The 25,950-nt window shown below is 74.1% G+C and carries 22 protein-coding genes and 1 pseudogene; 10 read left to right on the forward strand and 13 right to left on the reverse strand.

Translation table 11 applies throughout. The features are described 5' to 3' along the window. Nucleotides 1-24: 24 nt before the first annotated feature. Nucleotides 25-834 (reverse strand): alpha/beta fold hydrolase, encoded by an 810-nt coding sequence (locus OHA30_RS01090; protein WP_328911863.1) that lies wholly within the window; start codon nucleotides 832-834, stop codon nucleotides 25-27. Nucleotides 835-2,090: 1,256 nt separating this feature from the next. Between OHA30_RS01090 and OHA30_RS01095 the strand changes: the two genes are divergently transcribed. Beyond that, nucleotides 2,091-3,494: an aminotransferase-like domain-containing protein gene (locus OHA30_RS01095; RefSeq protein WP_328911864.1), complete on the forward strand. Its 1,404-nt coding sequence runs from the start codon at nucleotides 2,091-2,093 to the stop codon at nucleotides 3,492-3,494. A 212-nt stretch (nucleotides 3,495-3,706) separates the two neighbouring features. Continuing rightward, on the forward strand, nucleotides 3,707-4,213 hold the full coding sequence (locus tag OHA30_RS01100) for an ATP-binding protein (RefSeq protein ID WP_328917684.1): 507 nt from the start codon (nucleotides 3,707-3,709) through the stop codon (nucleotides 4,211-4,213). A gap of 285 nt (nucleotides 4,214-4,498) precedes the next feature. Here OHA30_RS01100 and OHA30_RS01105 read toward each other — a convergent pair whose 3' ends face one another. From OHA30_RS01105 to OHA30_RS01115, 3 genes are read right to left on the reverse strand one after another with little or no spacing between them, the layout of a single operon-like run. Continuing rightward, entirely contained in the window at nucleotides 4,499-7,060 is a 2,562-nt protein-coding gene (locus tag OHA30_RS01105; RefSeq protein ID WP_328911865.1) for an ABC transporter permease, read from the reverse strand. Beyond that, nucleotides 7,057-7,854: an ABC transporter ATP-binding protein gene (locus OHA30_RS01110; RefSeq protein WP_328911866.1), complete on the reverse strand. Its 798-nt coding sequence runs from the start codon at nucleotides 7,852-7,854 to the stop codon at nucleotides 7,057-7,059. Before OHA30_RS01110 ends, OHA30_RS01105 begins: the two co-directional genes overlap by 4 nt. Next, nucleotides 7,851-8,156, reverse strand: coding sequence for an SHOCT domain-containing protein (locus OHA30_RS01115; protein ID WP_328911867.1), 306 nt, complete (start codon nucleotides 8,154-8,156; stop codon nucleotides 7,851-7,853). Before OHA30_RS01115 ends, OHA30_RS01110 begins: the two co-directional genes overlap by 4 nt. A gap of 172 nt (nucleotides 8,157-8,328) precedes the next feature. On the opposite strand from OHA30_RS01115, the gene OHA30_RS01120 reads away from it, so the two are divergent. Continuing rightward, the gene (locus OHA30_RS01120) at nucleotides 8,329-9,225 is read left to right on the forward strand and encodes a DUF2797 domain-containing protein (RefSeq protein ID WP_328911868.1); all 897 of its coding nucleotides are present in this window, start codon (nucleotides 8,329-8,331) and stop codon (nucleotides 9,223-9,225) included. Between the two features lie 76 nt (nucleotides 9,226-9,301). On the opposite strand, the gene OHA30_RS01125 is transcribed toward OHA30_RS01120, so the two are convergent. Next, on the reverse strand, nucleotides 9,302-9,751 hold the full coding sequence (locus OHA30_RS01125) for a MarR family winged helix-turn-helix transcriptional regulator (RefSeq protein WP_328911869.1): 450 nt from the start codon (nucleotides 9,749-9,751) through the stop codon (nucleotides 9,302-9,304). A gap of 103 nt (nucleotides 9,752-9,854) precedes the next feature. On the opposite strand from OHA30_RS01125, the gene OHA30_RS01130 reads away from it, so the two are divergent. Both OHA30_RS01130 and OHA30_RS01135 read left to right on the forward strand, forming a co-directional pair. After that, a complete protein-coding gene (locus OHA30_RS01130; protein WP_328911870.1) occupies nucleotides 9,855-10,334 on the forward strand; it encodes a MarR family winged helix-turn-helix transcriptional regulator in 480 nt (159 codons plus the stop codon). Then, nucleotides 10,331-11,617: pseudogene (locus tag OHA30_RS01135) on the forward strand (MFS transporter); the annotation flags it as partial. The gene OHA30_RS01130 and the pseudogene OHA30_RS01135, both read left to right, overlap by 4 nt. 43 nt (nucleotides 11,618-11,660) lie before the next feature. Here OHA30_RS01135 and OHA30_RS01140 read toward each other — a convergent pair. After that, the gene (locus OHA30_RS01140; protein WP_328911871.1) at nucleotides 11,661-12,881 is read right to left on the reverse strand and encodes an ROK family protein; all 1,221 of its coding nucleotides are present in this window, start codon (nucleotides 12,879-12,881) and stop codon (nucleotides 11,661-11,663) included. Nucleotides 12,882-12,898: 17 nt separating this feature from the next. On the opposite strand from OHA30_RS01140, the gene OHA30_RS01145 reads away from it, so the two are divergent. Then, nucleotides 12,899-14,176 carry an MFS transporter gene (locus OHA30_RS01145; protein ID WP_405785985.1) on the forward strand — a complete coding sequence of 426 codons (1,278 nt, stop codon included), beginning with the start codon at nucleotides 12,899-12,901 and terminating at the stop codon, nucleotides 14,174-14,176. Nucleotides 14,177-14,302: 126 nt separating this feature from the next. Here OHA30_RS01145 and OHA30_RS01150 read toward each other — a convergent pair whose 3' ends face one another. After that, nucleotides 14,303-14,716, reverse strand: a complete 414-nt coding sequence (locus OHA30_RS01150; RefSeq protein ID WP_328911872.1) for a MarR family winged helix-turn-helix transcriptional regulator — start codon at nucleotides 14,714-14,716, stop codon at nucleotides 14,303-14,305. An 86-nt stretch (nucleotides 14,717-14,802) separates the two neighbouring features. Here OHA30_RS01150 and OHA30_RS01155 point away from each other — a divergent pair, with 86 nt between their 5' ends. After that, complete coding sequence (locus tag OHA30_RS01155) at nucleotides 14,803-16,314, forward strand: MFS transporter (protein WP_328911873.1); 1,512 nt, start codon at nucleotides 14,803-14,805, stop codon at nucleotides 16,312-16,314. Between the two features lie 283 nt (nucleotides 16,315-16,597). Beyond that, nucleotides 16,598-16,906, forward strand: coding sequence for a DUF6332 family protein (locus OHA30_RS01160; protein ID WP_328911874.1), 309 nt, complete (start codon nucleotides 16,598-16,600; stop codon nucleotides 16,904-16,906). Here the strand turns inward: OHA30_RS01160 and OHA30_RS01165 are convergent. Genes OHA30_RS01165 through OHA30_RS01175 form a run of 3 tightly spaced genes read right to left on the reverse strand, consistent with a single transcriptional unit; the run spans nucleotide 16,867 to nucleotide 19,653 of the window. After that, complete coding sequence (locus OHA30_RS01165) at nucleotides 16,867-17,532, reverse strand: response regulator transcription factor (RefSeq protein WP_328911875.1); 666 nt, start codon at nucleotides 17,530-17,532, stop codon at nucleotides 16,867-16,869. The two genes, OHA30_RS01160 and OHA30_RS01165, sit on opposite strands and share 40 nt — an antisense overlap. Further along, nucleotides 17,529-18,842 carry a sensor histidine kinase gene (locus OHA30_RS01170; protein WP_328911876.1) on the reverse strand — a complete coding sequence of 438 codons (1,314 nt, stop codon included), beginning with the start codon at nucleotides 18,840-18,842 and terminating at the stop codon, nucleotides 17,529-17,531. The genes OHA30_RS01165 and OHA30_RS01170 overlap by 4 nt, the downstream gene beginning before the upstream one ends. Nucleotides 18,843-18,900: 58 nt before the next feature. After that, nucleotides 18,901-19,653, reverse strand: a complete 753-nt coding sequence (locus OHA30_RS01175) for a TetR/AcrR family transcriptional regulator (RefSeq protein WP_328911877.1) — start codon at nucleotides 19,651-19,653, stop codon at nucleotides 18,901-18,903. 136 nt (nucleotides 19,654-19,789) lie between these two features. Here OHA30_RS01175 and OHA30_RS01180 point away from each other — a divergent pair, with 136 nt between their 5' ends. Beyond that, nucleotides 19,790-20,260 (forward strand): nitroreductase family deazaflavin-dependent oxidoreductase, encoded by a 471-nt coding sequence (locus OHA30_RS01180; protein ID WP_328911878.1) that lies wholly within the window; start codon nucleotides 19,790-19,792, stop codon nucleotides 20,258-20,260. A 23-nt stretch (nucleotides 20,261-20,283) separates the two neighbouring features. On the opposite strand, the gene OHA30_RS01185 is transcribed toward OHA30_RS01180, so the two are convergent. Then, the gene (locus tag OHA30_RS01185; protein WP_405785984.1) at nucleotides 20,284-21,588 is read right to left on the reverse strand and encodes a geranylgeranyl reductase family protein; all 1,305 of its coding nucleotides are present in this window, start codon (nucleotides 21,586-21,588) and stop codon (nucleotides 20,284-20,286) included. Between the two features lie 113 nt (nucleotides 21,589-21,701). Between OHA30_RS01185 and OHA30_RS01190 the strand changes: the two genes are divergently transcribed. Next, on the forward strand, nucleotides 21,702-23,075 hold the full coding sequence (locus OHA30_RS01190) for a dipeptidase (RefSeq protein ID WP_328911880.1): 1,374 nt from the start codon (nucleotides 21,702-21,704) through the stop codon (nucleotides 23,073-23,075). A gap of 95 nt (nucleotides 23,076-23,170) precedes the next feature. Here the strand turns inward: OHA30_RS01190 and OHA30_RS01195 are convergent, their stop codons facing one another. Further along, nucleotides 23,171-24,205 (reverse strand): NUDIX hydrolase, encoded by a 1,035-nt coding sequence (locus OHA30_RS01195; RefSeq protein WP_328911881.1) that lies wholly within the window; start codon nucleotides 24,203-24,205, stop codon nucleotides 23,171-23,173. A gap of 256 nt (nucleotides 24,206-24,461) precedes the next feature. Continuing rightward, entirely contained in the window at nucleotides 24,462-25,742 is a 1,281-nt protein-coding gene (locus OHA30_RS01200) for an ATP-binding protein (protein WP_328911882.1), read from the reverse strand. Between the last annotated feature and the right edge of the window lie 208 nt (nucleotides 25,743-25,950).

The raw sequence follows: 25,950 nt of genomic DNA on the forward strand, positions 1-25,950 counted from the left end.
GCTTTCCAGGGCTTTTCCGGGCGCTCAGTCTCCGTTCACCTCGGCCAGCAGACCGGCCAGCGCCCGGTTGAAGTCGGCCGGGCGTTCCAGGTTGGGGAGGTGGCCCGCGCCCTCGATCACGGCGAGCCGGGCGCCGGGGATCCGCTCGTACAGGAAGCGCGCGTCGGCGACCGGGGTGAAGGTGTCGTCGCGGCCGACGACGACCAGGGTCGGTACGGTGATTCCGGCGAGCGTGGGGGTGTAGTCGGGTCGTTCGGCCCGTCCGCGCAGGGCCGCGGCGGCGCCCTCGGGGGGTGCGGCGAGCATCATGTCCAGTACGTGCGCGGCGACTTCGGGCAGGTCGCGTACGGTGGCGGGCGCGACCATCGAGTCCAGTACGGCGTGGGCGTATCCGGCCATGCCGTCGCGCAGCAGCGTGTCCGCCCGGTCGTTGCGTTCCTTCCGGCCCTGCGGGGTATCCGCCTGGGCGAAGGTGTCGGCGAGTACGAGCCCGGCGACGCGCTCGGGGAACAGCCGGTGGAACTCCAGGACGATCTGCCCGCCCATCGACAGGCCGCACAACGTGGCGCGGGCGACGCCGAGTCGGTCGAGGAGGGCGGCGAGGTCGTGGGCGAAGGCGTCCAGCGGGGTGACGCCGGGCACGACGGTGGTCGCGCCGTACCCGCGCAGGTCGGGTGCGATCACCCGCTGCCCGGGAAAGGCGTGGGTCTGCGGCCGCCACATCGTCCGGTCGAAGGGGTGCCCGTGCACCAACACCAACGGCACGCCGCCGCTGCCGCGGCCGCCGATGTCGTCGTACCCCACGCTGACCCCGCGCACCTCTAGCCTGCCCACCAGCGTTTTCCCTCCGACGAGACCAATTACCCCGATGCTATGAACGCCCTCCCCGGAGGGCAATCCTTCCCATTGATCTCGGAGCAATCCCGAGCCCCCGCCCCTGCGAACGCGCAGGCCCCCGGTGAGGCCAGAGCACCGGACTCACACGTACAGGCCGGGGGCAAGGCCCCCAACACCCCGCCGCAACGGCGCGGCCCAGCGGTGCCAAACCGGCCCCCTGGGTGCTTGGGCCCAGGGGCCACGGGAGCGGTGGGGCCGGAGGCCGCGTAGTCCGATCGCACCGGACCCGCGCGTGCGGGCAAGGGGCAAGTCCCCCAACACCCCGCCGCGACGGCGCGAAACCGAAACGGCGCGACCCGGCGGTGCCGAACCAGCCTCCGTGGGGGCTCGGGCCCAGGGGCCACGGGCTCGGTGGGGCCAGAGGCCGCGTAGGCCGATCGCACCGGACTCACACGTACGGGCCGGGGGCAAGGCCCCCAACACCCCGCCGCAACGGCGCGCACCGAGGCGGCGCAGACCGGCGGTGCCAGCCGGGCCCGTAGGGGTCTGCCGACCACGCGGGCGGTTGGGGTGGCAGCGTCCCGAGCCCGATCGGGGGCCGGCCTTCCCGGAAGGCGGCCCGCGTGCCGCACCGCACGAGAGCGCAACGCGCTTGCGACGGCCGCGCGCCTGCGACCTCCGTGCGAACGCCCGGGCTCCGGCGGCGCCAACAGCCGTGTCGGCCGACGGCACGGTCACCCGCACGCGAGGCCCTTGGGGCACGCCTCCCCCAATCCCCGCCGCGACGGCGCGAAACCGAGACGGCGCGGACCGGCGGTGCCGAACCAGCCTCCGTGGGGGCCTGTGCCCAGGGCCACGGAAGCGGTGGGGCCAGAGGCCGCGTAGGCCGATCGCACCGGACTCACACGTACAGGCCGGGGGCAAGGCCCCCCAACACCCCGCCGCGACGGCGCGGCCCAGCGGTGCCAAACCGGCCCCCTGGGTGCTTGGGCCCAGGGGCCACGGGAGCGGTGGGGCCGGAGGCCGCGTAGGCCGATCGCACCGGACCCGCGCGTGCGGGCAAGGGGCAAGTCCCCCAACACCCCGCCGCGACGGCGCGCAACCGAAACGGCGCGACCCGGCGGTGCCAGCCAGCCCCGTGGGGGCCTGCGCCTGGGAGAATGCCTTCACCCGCGCCGACGTCCGAGCCCCGGCGGCCGGCCGTCCGTGCGGGACGCGATGACACGTCAGAGCAGCAGAAAGGGCACAGTACCGTGGACGACTTCCGCCGCGTCGCGAACCGCGTGGCCGCCCAGATCGCGGCGGGGCGCCTGCGCCCCGGCGACCGGCTGCCGACGCAGCGCGCCTTCGCCCGCCGCCACGCGATCGCCGACTCGACGGCGAGCCGCGTGTACGCCGAGTTGGCGCGGCGCGGACTGACCGTCGGCGAGGTCGGCCGCGGCACGTTCGTACGGGCGACCGCCCCCGCCGAGGGTCCCGCGCTGGCGGAGCCCAGCCCCGCCCGGGTGGACCTGGAGCTGAACTACCCCGTCGTGGAAGGCCAGTCCGCGCTGCTCGGCGCGGGCCTCGCCCGCCTGTCCAGGCCCGACGTCCTCGCCGCCGCGCTGCGTCCCGCGGGCGCGACCGGTACGGCGGCCGCCCGCGAGGCCGCCGCCGCGCTGCTCACCCGCCCGGGGTGGGCCCCCGACCCGGCCACCGTCCTGTTCGCCGGGAACGGCCGCCAGGCGATCGCCGCCGCGCTGTCCGCCCTCGTCCCGACCGGCGGCCGCCTCGGCGTCGAGGAGTTCACGTATCCCGTGGTGAAGTCGCTCGCCGCGCGCCTGGGCATCACCCTCGTACCGCTGGCCTGCGACGAGGACGGTCTGCGGCCCGACGCGCTTCTCGCCGCGCACCGGGACGGCCCGCTCGGCGCGGTGTACGCGCAGCCGACGCTGCACAACCCGCTGACCGTCACCATGCCGGACCGGCGCCGCGCCGAACTCGCCGCCGTACTGCGGCAGATAGACACCGTCGCGGTCGAGGACGCGATCTGGTCCTTCCTGGCACCCGACGCGCCCGACGCACCCGACGCACCCGACGCGCCGGAAACGCCGAACGCCCCGCACACACCCAACACCCCACCCCCGCTGGCCGCGTACGCCCCGGAACGCGTGATCCTCGCCGACAGCCTGTCCAAGCGGCTGGCCCCCGGCCTGACCCTGGGCTTCGCGGTGACCCCGCCCGCGCTCGCCGACCGGCTGACCGCGGCGCTGCGCTCGGGCGCGTGGACGACCACCGGCTACGCCCTGGAGGCGGCGACCGGCTGGCTCACCGACGGCACCGCGGACACGATCCGCGCGGCCAAACGTGCGGACGCGGCGCACCGCGTACGCCTCGCCGTGCGCGCCCTGGACGGCTTTGACCTGCGCACGGACCCGCGCGCGTACTTCTGCTGGTGGAATCTGCCCGAGCCCTGGCGGGCCGACACCTTCGTGGCGGCCGCCGCCCGCCGCGGCATCGCGGTGACCCCGGCCGCGTCCTTCGCCGCGGGCCCGCACCGCGCCCCCGGGGCCGTACGGCTGGGCCTGGCCTCGCCCCCGCCGGCCGTGCTCGACCGGGCGCTGGCCACGCTGGCAGCCCTCGCCCGCACCGCCCCGGACGACGTATCACCGGACTGACCGACCGGCCCGTCCGGCACGACGCCGACGGCCCCGCGCCCAGCGGAGTTGCGCCATGCGCCACATCGGGTGAACCTGATTACGCATCACGGAGTGCTGAAGCAGTCACTCTACGCATTCTCGCTCAGGTGTTCCCATCGGAGCGGCGTACGGTCCGGCCAACGCGGACGCGCTGACCGGCCCCCGCCGCGGAGGGAGTCGCAGCCGTGATCATGCAAGCCGACCAATTCGATCCAGCGGCCCGGGAGTGTGCGCTCGAACTCGAAGCGCATCCGTACCGGATCCAGCAAATCCGGCGCATCGTGTCCGCCCAGCTGCGCTACTGGCGCCTCGACCCGCTCATCGACGCGGCGTCGACCGGCATCAGCGAGCTGCTCGCCAACGTGCACCGCCACGCCAGGCCCGACAAGCGGTGCGCGGTCAAACTCACCCTGGTGTCCGACCGCCTCACCGTGGCCGTCTCCGACCATGATCCGCGGCTGCCGCATCCGCAGCCGATGGAGCCGACCGCCACCACCGGCCGCGGCCTGGCCATGGTCGAGGCGATGACGGACAGCTGGGGCACCGATCTGCTGCCCGACGACACCGGCAAAGTGGTGTGGTTCGTCCTGCGCACCCCGATGGCCGCGCCGACGCTGGTGCCGCTCAAAACCGCCCACGTGCCGTTCAAGAAGGCCGTCGTACCGGAGCGCCTCGCCGTCGCGGCCTCGGTCGCCTGACGGGCGTCACGTCCGCGGGACGCCGGGCTCCCGCGGTACGCCATCGGCCCGCAGTACGCCACCGCCCGGCCAAGCGCCGCCTCCCGAAGGACGTCACCCGCCCCGACGGGTGTCACCCGCCCGACAGGCCACCGCCCGACGGGCACCCCCTCCCGAACGGCCACCACGGAGGACCGGCCGCTGTCTCCCCCGCGCGGAGGAGACGGCGGCCGGTCCCGCGCACCGGCCGGTCCCACACCCCGGCCGGACCGCCCCAAGACCCCAAGACCCCAGGGCCCCGCGGCCTCAGTCCGCCGCGATCGCCCGCAGCACATCCAGCCGCGCCGCCCGCCGCGCGGGCCGCCACCCGGCCAGGACACCCACCGCGACCCCGACCAGCAGCACCACGGCCAGCTGGACGGGCGGCACCGAGAACGCGCTCTCGCCATCGCTGTCGGTGGCCTTTACCAGCGCCCAGCCGAGGAACGCGCCGAGCCCCAGTCCGCCCGCCGTGCCGAAGGCGGCCACCACGACCGACTCCCAGCGGACCATCGCCCGCAGCTGTCCCCGGGTCTGCCCGACCGCGCGCAGCAGGCCGAGCTCCCGGGTCCGCTCGTGCACCGCGAGGGTGAGCGTGTTGGCGATGCCGAGCAGCGCGATCAGCACGGCCAGCGCGAGCAGGGCGTAGACGAGGGTGAGGAAGGTGTCGATGCCGGCCGCGGACGACTTGGCGAACTCGCTCCTGGTCTGCACCTCGGGCGCGCCGAAGGGTGCCACCGCCTTGGTGACGGCGGCCTTGCCCGCGGCCGTGCCGACACCGGGCCGGAAGCCGATCGCGACCAGTGTGTCCTTGTCCTGGACGTGGTGCGGGGCCCAGGCGGCGCGCGTGACGATGTAGTCGCCCGCGAGGTCCGCCCGGCCGTAGACCGCGCCGACGGTGAACGGCAGCCGCTGCCCGTCGGAGAAGGAGAGCGTCACCTTGCTGCCGGTGGTCCAGCCGTGTGTGCCGGCCTCCGACCGGGAGACCGCGACGGCGTGCGTGCCCAGTCCGGACAGCGAGCCGTCGACCGTGCCGAGGTCGAGCAGCCGGGACAGCGCCGCCGGGTCGGTGACGGTGAGCACGCGCCCCCGGCCGTCCACGTCGGCGACGCCCCGGCCGAGCCCGACGGCCTCCGCGACCTCGGGCAGCTTCGCGACGGCGGGCGCGACCCGCGGGCTGAGCCCGCTGCCGCCCGCGCCGTACACCGGCACGCTGATGGCGACGTCCCCGGCGAAGGAACGGTTCACCGTACGGTCCAGCGTGGTCTTCATCGACGCGCCGAGGACGGTGAACAGCGAGACCACCGCGACCCCGATCATCAGCGCGGTCGCGGTGGCGGCTGTCCGACGGGGGCTGCGCAGCGCGTTGCGGCGGGCCAGCGAGCCGGTGATCCCGCGCAGCCGGGCGACCGGCGCGCCGAGTACGCGGACCGCGACCGAGGAGGCCACCGGGCCGAGCACCACGAAGGCGGCCAGGGTCAGTACGGCTCCGGTCGCGGCGAGCGTGAGGTTCGGGCCCGCCACGCCGGTGACGGTGAGCGCGACCCCGGCGGCGCCCGTCACCGCCCCGGTCAGCGCCCGCCGCCGGGAGGCACCGGAGGTGTCGGTCGCGCTCTCCCGCAGCGCGGCCAGCGGCGCGGTACGTCCCGCGCGGACCGCCGGCAGCACCGCGGAGCCGGTGCACACCAGCAGTCCGACGGCCAGGGGCACGGCCAGCGCGGCCGCGTGGATCACCAGGGAGCCGTCGGGGAAGGGGAAGCCGACGGCGGGGAAGAACGCCTGGAGGCCGGCCGCGACGCCGATCCCGCCGAGCAGCCCGGTCGCGGAGGCGGCGACGGCCACCGCGGCGGCCTCGGCGAGCGTCGAGCCGAGCACCTGGCGGCTGGTCGCGCCGAGCGCCCGCAGCAGCGCGTTCTCCCGGGCCCGCTGGGCGACGACGATCGCGAAGGTGTTGTGGATGCTGAAGGTGGCGACGAGCAGGGCGATGCCCGCGAACACCACCAGCAGGGTGGTGAAGATGTCCAGGAAGGCCCCGGCGGTCGCCTGCTCGGTCTCGTCGCTTGCCTGCGCGCCGGTGATCGCCTCGTACCGCGTGGGCAGCACGTGCGCGACCCGCTCGGTCAGCTGCTCCTGCCCGACCCCGGGCAGCGCCCGTACCTTGAGCGTGGTCGCCTCCCCCGGCGCCGGCATCAGATACCGCTCGGCGTCGGCCCGGGTCAGCCCGGTGTACGTGGTCTGCCCCTCGCCGTCCTCACCGCCGAAGGTGGCCACGCCCACAATGGTGATCTTCACCGGATCGGGGGTACGCAGCAGTGTCGTGTCGCCGATCTTCAGCTTGGCCGCCTTGGCAGCGTCGCGGTTGATCACGGCCTGGCCGGGGCCGTTCGGCGCGTGTCCGGCGACCAGCCGGTAGGGGTTGAGTCCGGGGTCGTCGATCCAGTTGCCCGCCACGGTCGGGCCCTTGGTGTCGAGCGAGGTGCCGTCGTGCGCGACGAGCTGGCCCGCGCCCTCGATGTCGGGGGCGACGGCGGCCACGCCGGGGACCGCCCGGACGGCGGCGATCAGATCGGTCGGCACGGGCGCGCGGGTGCCCGGGCCCCGGCCGGCCTTGATCTCGTCGGCGCCGCGCACGACCGTGTCCGTACCGCTGTTGGCGTCGGCGAAGAGCTTGCCGAAGCTGGCCCGCATGGTGTCGCCCATGACCATGGTCCCGGCCAGGAAGGACACGCCCAGGAAGACGGCCACGAAGGTGCCGGCGAACCGGCGTTTGTGGGCGCGCAGCCCGGCCAGGCCGAGCCGCAGTGCCGTACGGGTGGTGCCGGTGGTCATGACCCACCGCCCGCGCCGCGCCCGTCGAGTGCCTTCATGCGGTCGAGCACCCGGGCCGCCGTCGGCTCCGCCATCCGGTCGACCAGCTTGCCGTCGGCGAGGAAGACCACCTCGTCGGCGTAGGCGGCGGCGACCGGGTCGTGGGTGACCATGACCACCGTGCGGCCCATCTCGCGCACGGCCCGGCCGAGCAGGTCCAGCACCTCGCCGCCGGAGCGGGAGTCGAGGTTGCCGGTCGGCTCGTCGGCGAAGACGACCTCGGGCCGGCCGGCCAGCGCCCGGGCCACGGCGACCCGCTGCTGCTGGCCGCCGGAGAGTTCACCCGGACGGTGCAGCAGCCGGTCGCGGAGCCCGACGACGTCGATCAGCGAGTCCACCCACGCGGCGTCCGGGGCGCGCCCGGCGAGGTCGAGCGGGAGGGTGATGTTCTCGGCGACGGTGAGCGTCGGCAGCAGATTGAAGGACTGGAAGACAAAGCCCACGCGTTCGCGGCGCAGCAGTGTCAACTGCCGGTCGCCGAGGGTGCCGAGTTCGGTCTCGCCGATGTACGCGGCGCCGGCGCTGAGCGAGTCCAGCCCGGCCGCGCAGTGCATCAGCGTCGACTTCCCCGAGCCGGAGGGGCCCATGATCGCGGTGAAACGGCCGGCCGGGAAGCCGACCGTCACCCCGTCCAGCGCGTGGACGGCCGCGTCGCCGGCGCCGTACACCTTCTCGGCGTCGACGACGCGGGCCGCGGTGGCGGTGGCGGTGGCGGTGGCGGTGGCGAGCAGGCTCGGTCCGCCGGGGCCGCTCATACGGCGCCGCCCTTGCCGCCGCGAAGGCCGCCTCGCGCGTCACGGCCGAACTGCTCGTCCAGGACGGCCAGCCGCTGCCGGTACTCGTCCTCGTCGATCTCACCGGCGGCGTACCGCCGTCCGAGCACCGCGATGGGCGAGTGCTCGCTGCTCGCGGCCCTCTGGTGCCAGGGTCCGCCGCGCCCTCGCCACACCGTCCGCCGCAGCAGGGTGATCACGAGGGCCACCGCGAACACCCAGATCAGCGGGAAGAACAGAATCCACGGGCCGGGCCCGCCGTCGTGCCATGCAAGGGTGTTCATCGTCGTTCGTCTCCTCGGTTGCCGCACTCGTCTCCCACGTCTTCGAGCCTGGTCCCCGCGGCCCCCGAAGTCGTCGTACGGCCGGCGGCACCCGGTCTGCTCCGGGCGGAGTACGCGGCCGGTCCCGGTCTGCTCCCGCCGCGTTGTCGGTGCCGGCGCCTACGGTGGGGGCATGTGGCGTTGTACGGGGCTGCGGTGGCGGGAGGAGGGTGCGCGGTGGACGTGGTGGCACCCAGGGCACGGGGTGCGGGCGAGCCCGGTGCGGGTCGGTGACGCGCTGACCCTGGCGGTGGGCGCGGAGGCGGTACGGCGCTGCGTCGGCGTGTGGCGGGCGGGCCGGTGGACGGCGTGTCCTTACGGCGCCGAGCTGCGGCCCGAGGCCAGGCGCGACCAGTGCGAGGGGTGTGCGGCGCTGGACCGCGCGTCGTCGGTGGCGGCCGACACCCGGGCGGACGACCCGCGGCCGTACGCGGTCTATCTGGCGTACTTCGGCCCCGGGCTGCACAAGGTGGGCATCACGGCGGTGGCCCGCGGCCGGGCCCGGCTGCTGGAGCAGGCCGCGGTGTGCTTCGCCTTCCTCGGCGAGGGCCCGCTGATGACGGCCCGCCGTACGGAGGCGGTGCTCGGCGCGGCGCTGCGGATTCCGGACAGGGTGACGGACGCGGCGAAGCGCGCGGCCCGCTACGACCTTCCGCCGGCCGCTGAGCGGGCGGCCGAAGTGCGGTCGCTGCACGCCGAGGTGACGGACCGCCAGGCCCGGCTGCCGGAGTCGCTGCGCCTTCGGCCGTTCGCGGTCGTGGACCACGCGGACCTCTTCGGCCTGGCCGGGCAGCCCCCGGCGCCGGCCGCGGCGGTGACCGCCCTTCCGCCGGGCTGCGCCCTGACGGGCACGGTGGTCGCGGTCGCGGGGCACGACGTCCATGTCGTGACGCCGGAGGGCGCCCACCTCCTGCTGGACGCCCGCCTCGCCGCGGGCTGGACGCTCCAACGCGCCCCCGGCCAGGCGTCCTTCGGCCCGCCCACCGCGCCGCTGCGCCCCCGGGAGACGGCGCCGCCCCCGCTCTTCTGACACCCTGAGGACGGACGGCGCCGGGGGGCGAGGGCCTGCACACAGGTCTGGCGGGAGGGGTGTACGGCGGGGGCCGCTACGGCTGGGTGAGCCGTTCCAGCAGGGCCATCGCCTCGATGACCGTACGGCGTTCGTCCTCCGTGTAGCGGTCCTGGAGGGCCCGGGTCAGCCACTCCTCACCCGCCCGGCGCTTGTCGTCGAAGAACGCGCGGCCGGCGTCGCTGAGCGAGACCAGCTGCCGGCGGCCGTCGCCGGGGTCGGGGCGGCGCGTGATCAGACCGCGTTCGTCCAGGGCGCCGAGCGTGGCGGCCATGGACTGCGGGCGGACGCGTTCGGCGGCGGCCAGATCACTGGTCGAGGCGTCCCCGTCCTTGCCGAGCCTGCTGAGCACGGAGGTCTGCGACGGGGTGAGCTGGCGGGTGTCGTACACCTCGCGGAGCCGCCTGCGCAGCCGGCTGAACACCACCCGCAGATCCCGCGCCGCGCGGGCGGCCGACCCGGAGACGTCCTCGGTGCTCTCGTCCATGCCGCCACGCTATGTACCGCGGTTCAAACCGTCCAGCCTGAACTGTCGGTCTTCCTTGTGACCGGATTTTCCCCTATGTGAAATAGCTATATAGAATAGCTGTATGGACGATGAAGAGGTCCGCAGGTTCCGGACGCAGATGAAGCTCCTCCAGCGGCGGCTGCGTCACGAGGTGCGTCCGGTGCACGGCGTGTCCAGGACGGCGTTGCAGGTGCTGGCCGCCGTCGTCCGGCTGCCCGAGGGGCCGCAGCCCCGGCTGATCGCCGAGGAGTTGCAGATGACCAGCTCGAATGTGGCCGCCGCGCTGCGCGAGCTGGAGGCGGCCGGATTCGTCCGCCGCCGCAAGGACGTCACCGACGCCCGCCGGGTGCTGGTCCTCGCCACCGAACCGGGCCGCGCCGAGGTGGCCGATGTGCGCCACGAGCGCGACACCTGGCTGGGCCGGGCGATGGAAGCGCTCCTGGACCCCGAGGAACAGCGCGCGCTGCTGGCCGCGGGAGCCCTCATGCAGCGCCTGGCCGAATTCGACCGGCCCACCGCCGGGTCGTCCCTGAGCGGTGGGACCGCCGAGAGCGCGCCGTGACCGCCCCCGAGGGCCCCGGGACCCCGGCGCCCGGACCGCCACCCGCCCGGCCGCTCGCGCGGGCGCTGTCCTCGCTGTCGGTGCGCAACTACCGCCTGTACTTCTGGGGCTACTCGGTCTCGGTCGCGGGCACCTGGATGCAGAGCCTGGCGCTCGCCTTCCTGGTGCTGCACCTGACCGGCAGCGGCGCCGACCTCGGCGTGACCACCGCCGCGCGTTTTCTGCCCTTCGTGGTCCTGGGCCCGTTCGGCGGCCTGGTCGCCGACCGGTACGACAAACGGCGGCTGCTGTACGTGACGCAGTCGTCCTCGGCGGCGATCGCGCTGGTCTTCGGCCTGCTCACCCTGCTGCACGCCGTGAACATCACCGCCGTCCTCGTCCTGGCCCTGGCCCTGGGGGTGCTGACGGCCTTCGACAACCCGGCGCGGCAGAGCCTCATCGCGGAGCTGGTCCCCCGCGAACAGCTGGCCAACGCGGTCACCCTGAACTCCGTCTCGGTGAATCTGGCCCGGGTGCTCGGCGCGGCGGCCGGCGGCGCGCTGGTGGCCGCCGTCGGCCTGACGACCTGCTTCCTGCTGAACGCGGTCTCCTTCGTCGCCGTCCTGATCAGCCTGGCGCTGATGCGCAAGGCCGAGATGCACACCGCGGTCCGTCCACCGCGAGAGAAGGGCCAGGTCCGTGCCGGGCTGCGCTACGCCCGCCGGACGCCCGCGCTGCTGCTGCCGCTGGTGATGCTGACGGTCACCGGCACGCTGGCCTACGAGTTCCCGGTCACGCTGCCGCTGATGGCCCGCGGCCCCTTCCATGGCGGCGCGGGGACGTACGGGATCATGGCGACGGTGATGGCGGTCGGCGCCGTCACCGGCGGACTGGTCGTGGCCGCGCGCGGCAACCGGCGGCAACCGGGCACACTCGCGCTCGCGGCCATCGGCTGGGGCACCGCGATCATGGGGGCCGCGCTCGCGCCGACTCTGGTGTGGGAACTCGTGGCCCTGCTGTTCGTCGGCTACGGCAGCATCACGTTCAACTCGCTGTCCAAGACGGCGTTGCAGCTCGCCGCTGAGCCCTCGATGCGGGGCCGGGTGATGGCCCTGTGGGCGATGGCGTGGAGCGGCACGACCGTCGTCGGCGGGCCCGCGGCCGGGTGGATCGCCGAGGAGTTCGGCAGCCGCTGGTCCCTGGTCGTCGGCGGCGCGCCCACGGTGCTGCTGGGCGCCCTGATGCTGCCCGCCTTCCTCCGCCTCGACCGCGCGGCCCTCGCGGGAAGTGCCGCCCGCGAGGACCCCGTGGCCGGCGGCACTTCGGAACGGCCCTCCCGGCCGCCCGCTACCCCAGCACGGCGAGGGGATCGTCGAGCACCGGCTGCCAGGCCAACTCCCCCGCCCCCACCAGACTGTTGTGATCCAGCGCGCAGGCCAGCACCGGCACCCCTCCGCTCCTCCCCCACAGACTCCGGTCCGCCACCACCGCCCGCAGCCGCTCCGGATCAGCGTCCAGCAGATGCCGGTGCAGCCCGCCCAGCAGAATCCGGTCCGGATTGAGGACGTTCACCAGCCCCGCCAGCCCCCGTCCCAGCCGGTCGATCAGCACATGCGCGGCCCCCCGTACCGCGGGGTCCGCGTACTCCTCGCGGAGCAGATCACGGCACTGCTGCAACAGCGAGACCTCCGGCCCCGGCGGCCGCCCGGCCGCCTCCAGGAAGGCCAGCGGGTCGGCCTCGACGTCCAGACAGCCCCGGCTGCCGCAGTGACAGGGCCGCCCGTCCGGCAGGACGGTGAGGTGCCCGACCTCCAGCGCGAGCCCCGAACTGCCGGTGTGCAGCCGCCCGTCCAGGACGAGCGCCCCGCCGACCCCGCGGTGCCCCGAGGCGACGACCAGCAGATGCTGGGCGTCGCGCCCGGCACCGTGCCGGTGCTCGGCGAGCGCCGCCACATTGACGTCATTGCCGACGAAGGAGGCGACGGGCCGGCCGTCGGGCCCGGTGATGCCCACCCGGGCGATCTGGGCGGCGAAGACCGCGCGGACCGGTGCGCCCGCGGGCCACGCGAGGTGCAGCGGATTGAGCGCGGTGCCCTCGGGTTCGGCGACGGCGGAGGGCACCGCGAGCCCGGCGCCCACGCACACCCGTCCGGAGTCCCGCAGCAGCCCCGCCCCCATCTCGACCACCGCGCCCAGCACATGGGCCGGGTCGGCGGGCACGGTCATGCTCCCCGGGGCCGTCGCGACGATCTCGCCGCCCAGCCCGACGAGCGCGGCCCGGAAGCCGTCGGAGTGCACCTGCGCCGCGAGGGTGACCGGGCCCTCGGGGGCGACATCGAGCCGGTGCGAGGGGCGCCCCTGGGCCCCCGAGGGTCCGCTGGGCCGGGTGTCGACCCGGATCAGCCCGAGCGCTTCCAGTTCGGCGGCGACCGCGCCGGCTGTGGCCCTGGTCACCCCGAGTTCGGCGGTGAGCAGGGCGCGGGTAGCCGCGCGGCCGGTGTGCACGAGGGAAAGCGCCGGTCCGAGCGCGCCCCGGCCTCGCTCAAGCCTTGTCCGAATCTGTGTCACCCCTCTATTCTCACTTTGTGCCGACTCTAAACAAAATAGGGACGGCGTTCGCCCGATCCCACCACACTCCCGCCACCGATCCCCAACTCCGCCGCCTGCGTACGGCTCTGACCGTCTTCTTCGCCGTGGACGGCTTCCTCTTCGCGGGCTGGGTGGTCCGTATCCCCGCCATCAAGGCCCAGGTCGGGGCGTCGGCCGGGCAGCTGGGGCTGGCGCTGCTCGGCGTCTCGGCGGGCGCGGTGGCCACGATGGTGCTGACCGGGCGGCTGTGCCGGAGATTCGGCAGCGAACGGGTGAGCGTGGCGACCGCCGTTCTGCTGTCGTTCAGCATCGCCCTGCCGCCGAGGACGCATTCGGCGCTCGCGCTCGGACTCGTGCTGCTCTGCTTCGGAATCGCTTACGGCGGGCTCAACGTGGCCGCGAACAGTGTCGCCGTCGATCTGGTCGCGGCGCTGCGCCGGCCGGTGATGTCCGGCTTCCACGCCGCGTACAGCCTGGGCGGCCTGCTCGGCGCCGGTATCGGCGGGCTGCTCGCACCCCATCTCTCGCCCGCGACCCATCTGCTGCTGCTCACCCCGGTCGGCCTGGTCGCGGTGGCGCTGGCCGGACGCGTCCTGGTGGCCCACCCCCTGCGCCCGCTCGCGCATACGACAGACAAGGACAGCGCGGCCGGCGGGACCGAGCCTGACGTCAAGAGCGCGAAACCGGCCACCCGGCCCGCCGCGGGTCAACCCGTCCCCCGCACCGGTCTGCTCGTCGCCGTCTTCGGTCTGATCGCGGCCTGCACGGCGTACGGCGAGGGCGCGCTCGCCGAGTGGGGTCCGCTGCACATCCAGCAGGATCTGCACGGCGGCCCCGGTATCGCGGCGGCCGGATACGCCTGCGTCGCCCTCGCCATGGCGGTGGGACGGCTCTCCGGAACCGCGCTGATCCTGCGGCTCGGCCAGACCCGCGCCCTGGTGCTCGGCGGGCTCACCGCGTGCGGCGGCATGCTGCTCGGCGCGCTGGCGCCCGCCGTCCCGCTGACCATGATCGGCTTCGCGCTGACCGGCCTGGGCCTGGCGAACCTCTTCCCGACCGCCATCGCCAGGGCGGGCGAACTGACCGGCCCCAGCGGGGTCGCCGCCGCCTCCACCCTCGGTTACGGCGGCATGCTCCTCGGCCCGCCCTCGATCGGCTTCCTGGCCGACGCCTTCGGCCTGCCGACCGCCCTGACCACTGTTTCCGCGCTGGCCGCGGTCGCAGCCGGCATCGCGTTCGCGTCCAGGCGCGGCGGGGTCCGCCAGGAGGTGTGAAGGGGCGGGAGCCGACGGGGGCCGCGCTCGGCAGGGCTCGACGCGGTGCTGCTCGGTTGGGCCGTCCGGCTGACGCGACGACGCGCCGGGGCCCGCTGAGCCTTCAGGCCCGCACGGCCGTCCGGGCTACTTGGGCGCCGCGGCCGAGGTCTTGGTCAGCATCCGCTCCAGCACGGCGAGGTGCCCGGGGCGGGCCTGCTCGTACCGCTCACGACCGGCCGGGGTGATGGCCACCTGTACGCCGCGCCGGTCCTCGTCGCAGATGCCGCGGTCGACCAGGCCGTCCTTCTCCAGCCGGGCGACCAGCCGGGACAGCGCGCTCTGGCTCAGATGCACGCGGTCGGCGAGTTCCTGGACGCGGAAGGAGCAGCCGCCGTCCTGCGGCTCGGTCCCGGCGAGGACGTCGAGGACCTCGAAGTCACTGGCGCCGATCCCGTACTGGTGCAGTTCACGGTCGATCTCGCAGGCCGTACGCGCGTGCACGGCGAGGATCTCCCGCCACTCCGTCACGAGCGCCCGCTCACCCTTGTCGCCGGTCATGACCCCACGGTAGCAGAAAACGGACCCCATATGCACAGGAATTAAATGCGCTTGCATTGGATGCGCGTGCATGTAGTCTGGCGCCCATGACCTCTCCGTCAACCACCGTCCCCCGTACCGAAGAGCGCTGGAGCGCCCTGCAATGGGGCACCCTGCTCGTGCTCTGCGCCGCGCTCTTCCTCGACGCCCTCGATGTGTCGATGGTCGGGGTGGCACTTCCCTCGATCGGCTCCGACCTCCACCTGTCGACGTCCTCGCTGCAATGGGTGGTCAGCGGCTACATCCTCGGCTACGGCGGCCTGCTGCTGCTCGGCGGCCGCGCGGCCGACCTGCTGGGCAGGCGCCGTGTCTTCCTCATCGCCCTCGCCGTCTTCGCCGTCGCCTCGCTGCTCGGCGGGCTCGTCGACTCAGGTGAGCTGCTGATCGCCACCCGCTTCATCAAGGGCCTGAGCGCCGCGTTCACCGCGCCCGCCGGCCTTTCCATCATCACCACGACCTTCGCCGAGGGCCCGGTCCGCAACCGCGCCCTCACCATCTACTCCAGCTGCGGCGCCACCGGCTTCTCGATGGGCCTGGTGCTGTCCGGCTTCCTCACCGAGGCCGGCTGGCGCTGGACGATGCTGCTGCCCGCGCCCGTCGCCGTGATCGCCCTGGTCGCCGGTCTGAAGCTCATCCCGAAGAGCCCGCGCGAGAACGGCGAGGGCCGCGGCTACGACCTGCCGGGCGCCGTCACGGGCACCGGGGCGATGCTGCTGCTGGTCTTCACCGTGGTCTCCGCGAGCAGCGCCGGCTGGGCCTCGGCCCGCACCCTGGGCTCCTTCGCCGCGGTCGCCGTGCTGCTCGCCTCGTTCGTCCTCATCGAGCACCGGTCGTCCCACCCGCTGATCCGGCTCGGTGTGCTGCGGCTGTCCAGCCAGGTCCGCGCCAACCTCGGCGGCGCCACCTTCTTCGGCTCCTACGTCGCCTTCCAGTTCCTCGTCACGCAGTATCTGCAGAATGTGCTCGGCTACAGCGCCATGCAGACCGCGCTCGCCTTCCTGCCCGCGGGCTCGCTGGTGGCCATCCTGTCGACCCGGATGGGGCCGATCGTGGACCGCTTCGGCACACCGCGGGTGATCGCGGCCGGCTTCACCTCCCTGGTGATCGGCTACGCGCTCTTCCTGCGGATCAGCCTCCACCCGGGCTACGCGACCGACATCCTGCCCTCGATGCTGCTGCTCGGCGCGGCCTTCGCGCTGGCCTTCCCGTCCCTGAACATCCAGGCCACCAACGGCGTCAAGGACGAGGAGCAGGGCATGGTCTCCGGCCTGCTCAACACCTCCTTCCAGGTCGGCGGCGCGATCTTCCTCGCCGTCGTCACCGCGGTGGTCACCGCGGGACTGGGCGACCGGGCGGCCACCAAGCAGGCCGTGCTCGACAGCTACCGTCCCGGCCTGTGGGTCGTGGCCGGCATCGGCGCCGCGGGGCTGCTGATCACCCTGTCCGGGCTGCGCCGCCGCCGTCCCTCGTACGGGATTCTGGTGGCCTCCTCCGAGGACGCGGCGCCGCGGACCGGTGCGGCCGACGAGCGCGCCGAGCAGGTCGCGGTACGCGACTGAGCCCCCTGGCCTGCCGTTCCGGCTCCGGTCCCCCGGGGCCCGGGCGGCGGTGGACCGGTCCCGCGCGACGAGGGAGCGCGCGGGGCCGGTCCACGTCCGTGTGCGGGGGGGCGGTTCGTCGGCGCGACGGGCTGGGCCGTCGGGTTCGCGTACCTCTCCGGAGGGCGGTCCGAATATCCGTGCGTGCGGGGCAACGCTCAACGTCCGCGGGCCGGTTCGCGTCTTCGTCCGCGAAGGGCGCGCGGGCGACCGGCCGGTGCGGGCCCCGGGGGGAGGAACGGGCATGCGCAGAGGCCGTACGCGATCCGAACGCGACGCCGCCACCGTGGAGACGGTCTACGCGACGGTGACCGGCGCCCTGCTGGCGGCCGGGGGCTTCGTGGCGGTGATCAGCCCGGTGCTGGCCGGGGCCGTGCACGGACCGGCCGCCAAGGGGTGCTTCACGGCGGCGGTCATCGTGGCGGCGGCGCTCTTCTGCGGCCGGGTGGCGCTGACGCTGCGCCGCTTCGAGCGGCGGAACCGGCTGGGGGACCTCGCCGACCGACCGCGGGATCAGCCCAGCCAGCCGGGCCGTACCAACCCTGACTCATAGGCCAGTACGACCAGTTGGGCCCGGTCGCGGGCGCCGAGCTTCACCATGGCGCGGCTGACGTGCGTCTTGGCGGTGAGCGGGCTGACGACGAGCCGGCGGGCGATCTCCTCGTTCGACAGGCCGATGCCGACCAGGGCCATGACCTCGCGTTCGCGTTCGGTGAGCCGTTCCAGATCCGCGGCGGCGGCCGGTTCCTTGGAGCGGGCGGCGAACTCGGCGATGAGGCGGCGGGTCACGCCGGGCGACAGCAGCGCGTCGCCGTCCACCACCGCCCGTACCGCGCGCAGCAGTTCCTCCGGCTCGGTGTCCTTGACCAGAAAGCCGGAGGCGCCGGCCCGGATCGCCTCGAAGACGTACTCGTCCAGCTCGAAGGTGGTGAGGATGACCACCTTGACCTGGGCCAGGGCCGGTTCTCCTGTAATCCGCCGAGTGGCGGCGAGGCCGTCCATGAGCGGCATCCTGATGTCCATCAGCACGGCGTCGGGGGTCAGTTCGCGTACCAGGCGCAGCGCCTGCTCGCCGTCCGACGCCTCGCCGACCACCTCGATGTCGCCCTGGGCGTCGAGCAGCGCGCGGAAACCGGCTCTGACCAGCATCTGGTCGTCGGCCAGCAGGACGCGGATCATGGGCGCTCCTCGGCGGGGGTCGCGCGGTCGGTTCCTTCTGTTCCTTCTCCGGTGCCGCGGTCGCCTTCGCCGGTGTGCCCTCCGGCCGCTCCCCCGGCGGTGCCTGCGGCGCCGTGCCCGTCGGCGTCCGGGCGACCGGGCCGGCCGTGGGGCAGCCGGGCCCGTACGCGGAAGCCGCCGTCGGGGCGCGGGCCGGTCCGGACGGTGCCGCCGAGGGCCGCGGCCCGCTCGCGCATGCCGACCAGGCCGTTGCCGCCGCCGCTCTCGCCGCCGGCGACGGCCGGTCCGTCGTCGTCCACCCGGACCTCGATGCCGCCGGGCTCATGGGCCAGCCGCACCCGGGCGGTCCGGGAGCCGGAGTGCCGTACGACATTCGTCAGGGCCTCCTGGACGATACGGAAGGCGGCCAGGTCGGTGCCGACCGGCAGCGGCACGGGCTCGCCCGTCACGGTGACGTCGACGCTCAGCCCGGCGGCGGCCGCCTGCCCGACCAGTTCGGGCAGCCGGTCCAGGCCCGGCGCGGGCGAGCGCGGCGCCTCGCCGGGGGCGCGCAGGGTGCTGAGCACGTGTCTGACATCGCCGAGCGCCTCCTTGCTGGCCGCCTTGATGGTGGTCAGCGCGGTGCGCGCCTGTTCGGGGCGCTCGTCGATCAGGGCGAGCGCGACACCCGCCTGGACATTGATCAGCGAGATGCTGTGGGCGAGCACGTCGTGCAGTTCGCGGGCGATCCGCATCCGTTCCTCGTCGGCCTGGCGGCGCTCGGCCTCGGCGCGCTCCCGCCGGTCGCGGGCGATCTGCTCGCGCCGGACCCGGTAGAGCTCGGCCGCCGCGAGCACGGCGAGCAGCCAGGCCGCGGCGCCGGACAGCTCCGCCCAGGACAGGCGGCCGTCGCCGGAGGGCGGCAGCCAGCGGTAGAGCCACTCGCCGACCAGCGCGTACCCGGCGAATACCAGGCCCGCGGTGACGGACACGGCTCTTCGGTGGCCCGCGGCGACCGCGCTGAAGAAGGCGACGACCAGGCTGGCGAAGATCGGCCCGTACGGGTAGCCGAGGGCGATGTAGACCAGCGTCACCACGGCGGTCCCCGCGGCCACGGCCACCGGCACACGGCGGCGGAACAGCAGCAGGGCGGGACCGGCCAGCAGCAGCGCGTACCCCAGGGCGTCCAGGGCGAGCCGGTGGGTCTGATGGCGTCCGGCCACACCGGAGCCGACGACCTGGAGGACCGCGATCCCGACGACGGGGACCAACAGGGGGCGTACGCCGGGCCGTCCGCGGCGCGGCTCTCCCTGCGGCTCCTCGTAGGTCATGCGCCCCACGCTAGACGGCGTCCGCCCGGTCGGCGTCCCCCGGCCGGGGGCCCCTCGGCTACTTCGCCGGGAGTACGGGGAGCGCTCCGCCGTCGGGCGCGGGTATGCGGTCGGGCGGCGCGAGGCCGATCTGGACGGCCAGCGCGGCGGCGGCCTGGTCGAAGAACTCGGCGCGTGCCTCGACGACGTGGTTGAACTGGCCGAAGACCTCGAAGCTGACGATGCCGAAGACCTGGGCCCAGGCGGCGACGAGCGCGGCGATGGCGGCTATCGGCAGGTCGGGGGCGAGCTCGGCGGCGAGGCGGCCGGCGTCGGCGCGGACCGGGCGGGACAGCGGGCGGCCCTGGGGAGGTCCGAGCAGCCCGGCCCGCTGGGCATCCCTGGCCACGGCGACCAGGGCGAGGCCGACCCGGGAGGCGGGGCCGACGGTGTCCTGCGGCGCGGAGTAGCCGGGGACGGGCGATCCGTAGATCAGCGCGTACTCGTGCGGGTGGGCGACCGCCCAGTCCCGGGCCGCGCGGCACACGGCCGTCCAGCGGTCGACGGGGGCGGCGTCCTCATGCGCGGCGAGGGCCTGCTCCGCCGCGCTGCCGATCGCGTCGTACGCGTCGATGATGAGAGCGGTGAGCAGGTCGTCGCGGCTGGGGAAGTAGCGGTAGAGCGCGGAGGAGACCATGCCCAGCTCGCGGGCGACGGCACGCAGGGACAGCTTGGCGGCCCCCTCGGCGGCGAGCTGGCGCCGCGCCTCTTCCTTGATGGCGGCCGTGACCTCGATCCTGGCCCGTTCCCTGGCACCTCGGATGACACTCATTGGCTCATTGTGCCACAGAAAAGAGCATCGGACAAAAAAGAGATCAGTGCTCTTGCAATCCCGCTCCAGCAGGGGCACACTGTTCTCAAGCGAGAGCACCGCTCACACATCAACTCAGTTGAACCGGAGACCCGTCATGTCGGAGCAGACCCAGACCACACACGTTCTCAAGCCCGGCTGGTTCACCGTCAACGTCGCCAACCGCAGCGTCGGCTGGCTGACCCGCCACGGCATCAGTGTCCGCGGCTCGCGAGTGCTGGCCGTCCGCGGCCGCAAGAGCGGCCAGTGGCGGACCACCCCGGTCAATCCGCTGGCCCTCGACGGCGAGCGCTATCTGGTGGCGCCCCGCGGCCATGTCCAGTGGACGCACAACATGAGGGCGGCGGGCGGCGGGCGGCTGCTCCTCGGCAAGCACGTGGAGGAGTTCACCGTCACCGAGGTCGCCGACGACGACAAGCCCGCGATCCTGCGCGCCTATCTGACCCACTGGAAGATGGAGGTCGGCGCCTTCTTCGACGGGGTGGGCCCGGATTCCACCCAGGAGGAGCTGCGCGCGATAGCGCCCAAGCACCCGGTGTTCCGGATCCACCCCGCCGAAGGCGAGTGACGGCCGGTGGCCGCCGTGCCGCGCTACGGCCTGCCCAGGGTCTCCAGCGCGCGCCGGGCCATCGGGTGGGTGCGGACGAGTTCGGCGAGCGAGCTCTTGCCCCGGGTGATGCCGGCGAAGGCCCGCCAGGCGGGCGGGAAGCTGGTGAGCACCGCGTGCAGCATCGCGGGACGCCGCTCGAAGAGCGCCAGCATGCTGCGGCCGACCCCCATCTCGACGCCGAGCCCGGCCTTCACCGCGAAGGCGTAGTTGAGGGCCTGGCGGCGGGCGTCCACGGCATCGTGCGACTCGGCGATGCGCACCGCCCACTCCCCCGCGAGCCGTCCGGAGCGCAGGGCGTAGGAGATGCCCTCGCGGGTCCAGGGTTCGAGCAGTCCGGCCGCGTCGCCGCAGACCAGGACCCGGCCGCGGGACAGCGGCGAGTCGTCGGCGCGGCAGCGGGTGAGATGACCGGAGGAGACGCTGGGCTCGAAACCGGCCAGACCGAGGCGGGCGATGAAGTCGTCCAGGTAGCGCTTGGTGGCGCCGCCGTCGCCGCGGGCGGAGATGACGCCCACGGTGAGGGAGTCGCCCTTGGGGAAGACCCAGCCGTAACTGCCGGGCAGCGGGCCCCAGTCGATGTGCACCCGGCCGGCCCAGTCCTCGGCCACGGAGGCGGGCACCGGGATCTCGGCCTCCAGACCGAGGTCGACCTGGTCGAGCTTGACCCCGACATGCGCTCCTATCCGGCTGGCGCTGCCGTCGGCGCCGACCACCGACCGGGCGTAGACGATCTCCTCGTCCCGCTGGCCCGAGGCGCCGCTGTCACTCACTATCACCGCCACCGTACGGCGGTCGGGGACACCGGGGCCGTGCTGCTCCACCCGGGAGACGGTCACCCCGGTGCGGATCTCGGCTCCGGCCGCGCGGGCCGCGTCGACCAGTCCGGCGTCGAACTCGGGCCGGTTGATGAGGCCGAAGAGCATCTGCCGGGAGCGCTTGGTGCGCGTCAGCTTGCCGTTGAGGCTGAAGGTGACCGCGTGCACCCGGTCGCGCAACGGCAGTTCGAACCCTGGGGGCAGCGCGTCACGGGACGGCCCGATGATGCCACCGCCGCAGGTCTTGTACCGGGGAAGATCCGCCTTCTCCAGCAGCAGCACCTTGCGTCCTGTGACGGCCGCCGCGTGGGCGGCCGAGGCGCCCGCGGGGCCCGCGCCGATCACCACGACGTCCCAGACCGCGAGGTCCTCGTCGTCCCCCGCACCGCTGCCCTGCGCCGCCTGCTCACCGCTCACGTCTGTTTCCGTTCCTGCTCGGCCCGTTCGGCTGTCTCCGCTGTTCAGCCGCATCCTATTGCGCCTGTCGCCAACAACTCGCTGTGGCACCATCGGCAGCGAGCCGTTGGCTGCACCAACGACCGCTGCCGGCGTTCGATTCCTTCTTCTCCTTACAAGGAGCCCGCATGTCCCTCGTTCCACTCTCCGAGACCGTGTCCGCGCTGATCCCCCGCGCCCGCGCCGAGCTGGCCGAACTCGTGTCGTTCGCCTCGGTGGCCGACGAGCGGCAGTTCCCGAGGAGCGAGTGCGAGAAGGCGGCCGACTGGGTGGCCGCGGCACTGCGCCAGGACGGCTTCCAGGACGTGGCTCTGCTCGACACGCCCGACGGCACCCAGTCGGTCTACGGCTTCCTGCCCGGACCGGCGACCGCGCCGACCGTGCTGCTGTACGCGCACTACGACGTGCAGCCGCCGCTGGACGAGTCGGCGTGGCTGTCACCGCCGTTCGAGCTGACCGAGCGGGACGGCCGCTGGTACGGGCGCGGCGCGGCGGACTGCAAGGGCGGGCTGCTGATGCACCTCACCGCGCTGCGGGCGCTGGCGGAGCAGGGCGGGGTGCCGGTGAACATCAAGGTGATCGTGGAGGGTTCCGAGGAGCAGGGCACGGGCGGGCTGGAGCGGTACGCCGAGCTGCACCCCGAGCTGCTGGCCGCCGACGCCGTCGTGATCGGTGACGCGGGCAACTTCCGGCTGGGCCTGCCCACGGTCACCTCGTCGCTGCGCGGCATGGTGCTGATGGAGGTGCGGGTGGCGACGCTGGAGGGCAATCTGCACTCCGGGCAGTTCGGCGGTGCCGCCCCCGACGCGCTGGCCGCGCTGATCCGCATGCTCTCCTCGCTGCGGGACGAGAGCGGCGCCACGACGATCGACGGCCTCGACAACACCGGTGAGTGGACCGGGCTCGGCTACGAGGAGGACGACTTCCGGCGGGACGCCAGAGTTCTCGACGGGGTGGAGCTGGTCGGCACCGGCAGCATCTCGGACCGGCTGTGGGCCCGCCCGGCGGTGACCGTTCTCGGCATCGACGCGCCCGCGGTGGTCGGCGCCACCCCGTCCGTACAGGCGGCGGCCGGCGCCCTGGTGAGCGTCCGGGTGCCGCCGGGCTTCGACGCAGGTAAGAGCGCCGAGGCGCTGACGGCCCATCTGCGGGCGGCGGCGCCCTGGGGTGCCAAGGTCGAGGTGACGCAGCGGGGCAGCGGGCAGCCGTTCGCCGCGGACACCGAGAGCCCGGCGTACACGGCCATGGCGGCGGCGATGCGCGAGGCGTACGGCGAGGACATGGCGGTGGCGGGCCAGGGCGGTTCGATCCCGCTGTGCAACACGCTGGCCACCCTCTACCCGTTGGCGGAGATCCTGCTGATCGGCCTGAGCGAGCCGGACGCGCAGATCCACGCGGTCAACGAAAGCGTCTCGCCGCAGGAGTTGGAGCGCCTGTCGCTGACGGAGGCGCTCTTCCTGCGGCGTTACGCGGCCTCCCACCCCGCGTCCGCCGGGGCCTGACGGGCCGGGCCGCTCCCGCCGCCTCGCGCCGCCTCGCGCCGGGTGCCGGGCACGCGGCACCCGGGAGCCCCGGGGGGACGGCGGACGGGGGCCGCTCACTCCGCCGGGTGACCGGCTTCGAGGTTGAGGGGGCGGCCCTGTTCGCGGGCGCGCAGGGCCCAGCGCAGCCGGTCCAGCCGGACCGGCGGCAGCAGATCGGCGGCCTCGTCCTCCGTGACGAACCGCCATGCGCGCAGTTCGGCGTCGGGCAGCAGCAGCCGGCTCCGGTCGGCGGACGGCATCCGGCCGCCGTCGAAGAGCAGCCGCAGTCCGCCGTGGCCGGGCGGCTGCGGGGGTTCCCAGTCCACGACGAGGAGTTCGAGCCCGCCGGTGAGTTCGATGCCGAGTTCTTCTGCGACTTCGCGGTGGCCGGCCCGGGCGGGTGACTCACCGCGTTCCACCACCCCGCCGGGGAACTCCCAGCCGGGCTTGTACGTGGGGTCGACCAGCAGCACCCGGTCGTCGTCGTCGAAGAGCAGCACCCCGGCGGCCACGGTCTCGCCGCGCGGCTCCGGGGTCTGTACGATGCCGCAGGCCCCCTCCCCGGCGCCGACCGCCTCGGCGATCCGCAGCGCGGTCTCCCGGGGTGTCAGCCCGGCGGTACACAGGGAGTACGCGTCCTGCGCGAGCCAGGACAGCGCGGCCCGGTAGTCGGCGATACGGTCGAGCGCCCAGCGGCGGGCGATCTCATTGACCTCGGCGTTGTCCGGATTGTCGGCCCGGGCGGTGATCCATGCGCGCAGGATCGTTTCTCCTGGATCGAGCAGCACATGACGGACGTCGATGCCCCGGGAGGCGAGTCCGCCGAAGATCTCGTCGCGGTGCTCCTGGTGCAGCAGGGTCATCGGGGCGACGAGCACGCCGCCCAGTTCGTCGAGCAGCGCCGCGGCGGTCTCGACCACCATACGGCGCCAGATGGCAAGGTCCTGGTAGTCGGTCACTTCCTGGAGTCGCTTCTCGGGCAGCAGTTGGCGCAGACATCCGCCGACCGCCTCGGGGTCGTAGAGAGTGCTGTCCGGTATCAGGTCCAGCAATTCACGTGCCGCGCTGGTCTTTCCCGCGCCGAACGCCCCGTTCACCCAGATGATCACGGTGCCCCCTTCTCCGTTGACCCCTACGAATTGCCCGTTTCCTCGGCCCCGGCAAACGCGCCAAGCCGGGCGGCGGCGCGTACTGGCAGTAACGGGGGGCGCGGGAAGGCGCAAGGAGGGCGCAGACCGGGGCGCCCCCGAGCGGCCGGTCCGGATACGGGACAGCCGGGCGCCGGGCCGTGCGACGGCGGGCCCGCGGCGCGAAGGACACGCCGGGCCAGGGGGCGTTCGGAGAGTTGACGAGGACGACGCAGCGTCACATACGGACGTAGCGCTCGATGTCCTCGTGGAACTCGGTGAGCGCCTGCTCGGTGAGGGTGGGGCGGGTGTCGGCGATGGCGGTGAGGTAGTCGTCGGTACCGGCCGGCGCGTCCTGGCGGTCGACGACTTCGCGTTCGAAGGCGGCGTGGGCGCCCTTGCGGGCGGCGAACTCGATATCGGCCGGTGTGAACATCTCACTGGCCGCCACGAGCCGCTGGAGCTCCACCCCGTCGGCCACGGGCCCGAGGTAACGCTGCCAGATCGCCGCCCGGGCGGCCGGGTCGGGGGGACCGACCGGAATCACGTAGTCGAATCGCCCGGGGCGCAGGAAGGCCGGGTCGAGGGAGCGGACGGAGTTGGTCGCGCAGATCAGCAGCCGGTCGTCGTGGTCGCGGAACCCGGGAATCAGCTTGAGCAGTTCATTGGTGACCCCGTGTCCGGGGTCGGCGGCGAGCCCTGACCGGACGCCGGCGATCTCCTCGACCTCGTCGATGAAGAGCAGCACGGTCTCCAGTTCGGCCAGGTCGGTGAACGTGTCCCGCAGCGAGGTGGCCAGCCCGGCGGCGTCCCCGGCCGCGAGCCGGGAGGGGAAGAGTTCCACGAACGGCCAGTCGAGCCGGGAGGCGACTGCCTTGGCGAAACTGGTCTTGCCGGTGCCGGGCGGCCCGAAGAGGATCACCGATTTCGGCGGCGTCACCCCGTACCGGTCGGCGAGCGTCGGCTCGGCCAGCGGCAGTACGATCCGGCGCTCGATGGCCTCCTTCTCCCGCACCATGCCCGCGAGGTCGCCCCACAGGCCCTGCGGGAGCACCCGTCCGCCGAGTTCCGCGAGCAGACCCGCGTCGCTCGCGCCGAGGTGCTCGACCTTCTCGTAGTAGGTCAGTCCGTCGCGGGGCCGGTAGCCGGAGTTCTCCAGGGCGGCGGTGCCGGTGGCGTCCGGGACGAGCAGCGCGCCGATCCGGCGTACGCCGTGCACCCGCAGACGCCGCTCCAGCTCGGCGATCAGGGCGCTGCCGATACCGCGGTTGCGCCACATCGAGGCCAGGGCCAACAGGGTGATCCACCCCCGTTCGCCCTCGGCCCGGGCCACGGCCATGCCCACCATCTCCTCGCCCACCACCGCGACCACGGCGGGCCCGCCGTTCCTGGCCACGGCCATGACCTCGGAGATCGGGAACACGGGGGGCGGGTCGTCCGTCTGCTGGCCTTGGTCCCAGATCTGGATCGCGCGGTCCAGGTCGTCGTCACGGAAGTCCCGCAGCCGCCACGTCGGCATCGCCCACCGCCTCACCATTCCGGCCCCCCACCCATTCTCCCCACCCCCACCAGCCCATGCAGCCCCACAGCTCCCGGACAGCGAGCCACCTCCCGCCATCCAGGCGCGTACGGACGGCGGGCGTACGACCGCGCGCGGGCGGCGGGCGGATAGGGGGGGCGGGCGTGCAGCCGCGACGGCCCGACATCCTCCCCGCACACCGGGCGGG

It is taken from the genome of Streptomyces sp. NBC_00223 (assembly GCF_036199905.1).
Taxonomy (GTDB): Bacteria; Actinomycetota; Actinomycetes; order Streptomycetales; family Streptomycetaceae; genus Actinacidiphila.

Excerpts from the sequence above, each read along its gene's own strand:
- OHA30_RS01100 (WP_328917684.1), top strand. The coding sequence starts at position 3,707 with ATGCAAGCCGACCAATTCGATCCAGCGGCCCGGGAGTGTGCGCTCGAA.
- OHA30_RS01105 (WP_328911865.1), bottom strand. The coding sequence starts at position 7,060 with ATGACCACCGGCACCACCCGTACGGCACTGCGGCTCGGCCTGGCCGGG.
- OHA30_RS01110 (WP_328911866.1), bottom strand. The coding sequence starts at position 7,854 with ATGAGCGGCCCCGGCGGACCGAGCCTGCTCGCCACCGCCACCGCCACC.
- OHA30_RS01115 (WP_328911867.1), bottom strand. The coding sequence starts at position 8,156 with ATGAACACCCTTGCATGGCACGACGGCGGGCCCGGCCCGTGGATTCTG.
- OHA30_RS01120 (WP_328911868.1), top strand. The coding sequence starts at position 8,329 with ATGTGGCGTTGTACGGGGCTGCGGTGGCGGGAGGAGGGTGCGCGGTGG.
- OHA30_RS01125 (WP_328911869.1), bottom strand. The coding sequence starts at position 9,751 with ATGGACGAGAGCACCGAGGACGTCTCCGGGTCGGCCGCCCGCGCGGCG.
- OHA30_RS01130 (WP_328911870.1), top strand. The coding sequence starts at position 9,855 with ATGGACGATGAAGAGGTCCGCAGGTTCCGGACGCAGATGAAGCTCCTC.
- OHA30_RS01150 (WP_328911872.1), bottom strand. The coding sequence starts at position 14,716 with ATGACCGGCGACAAGGGTGAGCGGGCGCTCGTGACGGAGTGGCGGGAG.
- OHA30_RS01155 (WP_328911873.1), top strand. The coding sequence starts at position 14,803 with ATGACCTCTCCGTCAACCACCGTCCCCCGTACCGAAGAGCGCTGGAGC.
- OHA30_RS01160 (WP_328911874.1), top strand. The coding sequence starts at position 16,598 with ATGCGCAGAGGCCGTACGCGATCCGAACGCGACGCCGCCACCGTGGAG.
- OHA30_RS01165 (WP_328911875.1), bottom strand. The coding sequence starts at position 17,532 with ATGATCCGCGTCCTGCTGGCCGACGACCAGATGCTGGTCAGAGCCGGT.
- OHA30_RS01170 (WP_328911876.1), bottom strand. The coding sequence starts at position 18,842 with ATGACCTACGAGGAGCCGCAGGGAGAGCCGCGCCGCGGACGGCCCGGC.
- OHA30_RS01175 (WP_328911877.1), bottom strand. The coding sequence starts at position 19,653 with ATGAGTGTCATCCGAGGTGCCAGGGAACGGGCCAGGATCGAGGTCACG.
- OHA30_RS01180 (WP_328911878.1), top strand. The coding sequence starts at position 19,790 with ATGTCGGAGCAGACCCAGACCACACACGTTCTCAAGCCCGGCTGGTTC.
- OHA30_RS01185 (WP_405785984.1), bottom strand. The coding sequence starts at position 21,588 with ATGCGGCTGAACAGCGGAGACAGCCGAACGGGCCGAGCAGGAACGGAA.
- OHA30_RS01190 (WP_328911880.1), top strand. The coding sequence starts at position 21,702 with ATGTCCCTCGTTCCACTCTCCGAGACCGTGTCCGCGCTGATCCCCCGC.
- OHA30_RS01200 (WP_328911882.1), bottom strand. The coding sequence starts at position 25,742 with ATGCCGACGTGGCGGCTGCGGGACTTCCGTGACGACGACCTGGACCGC.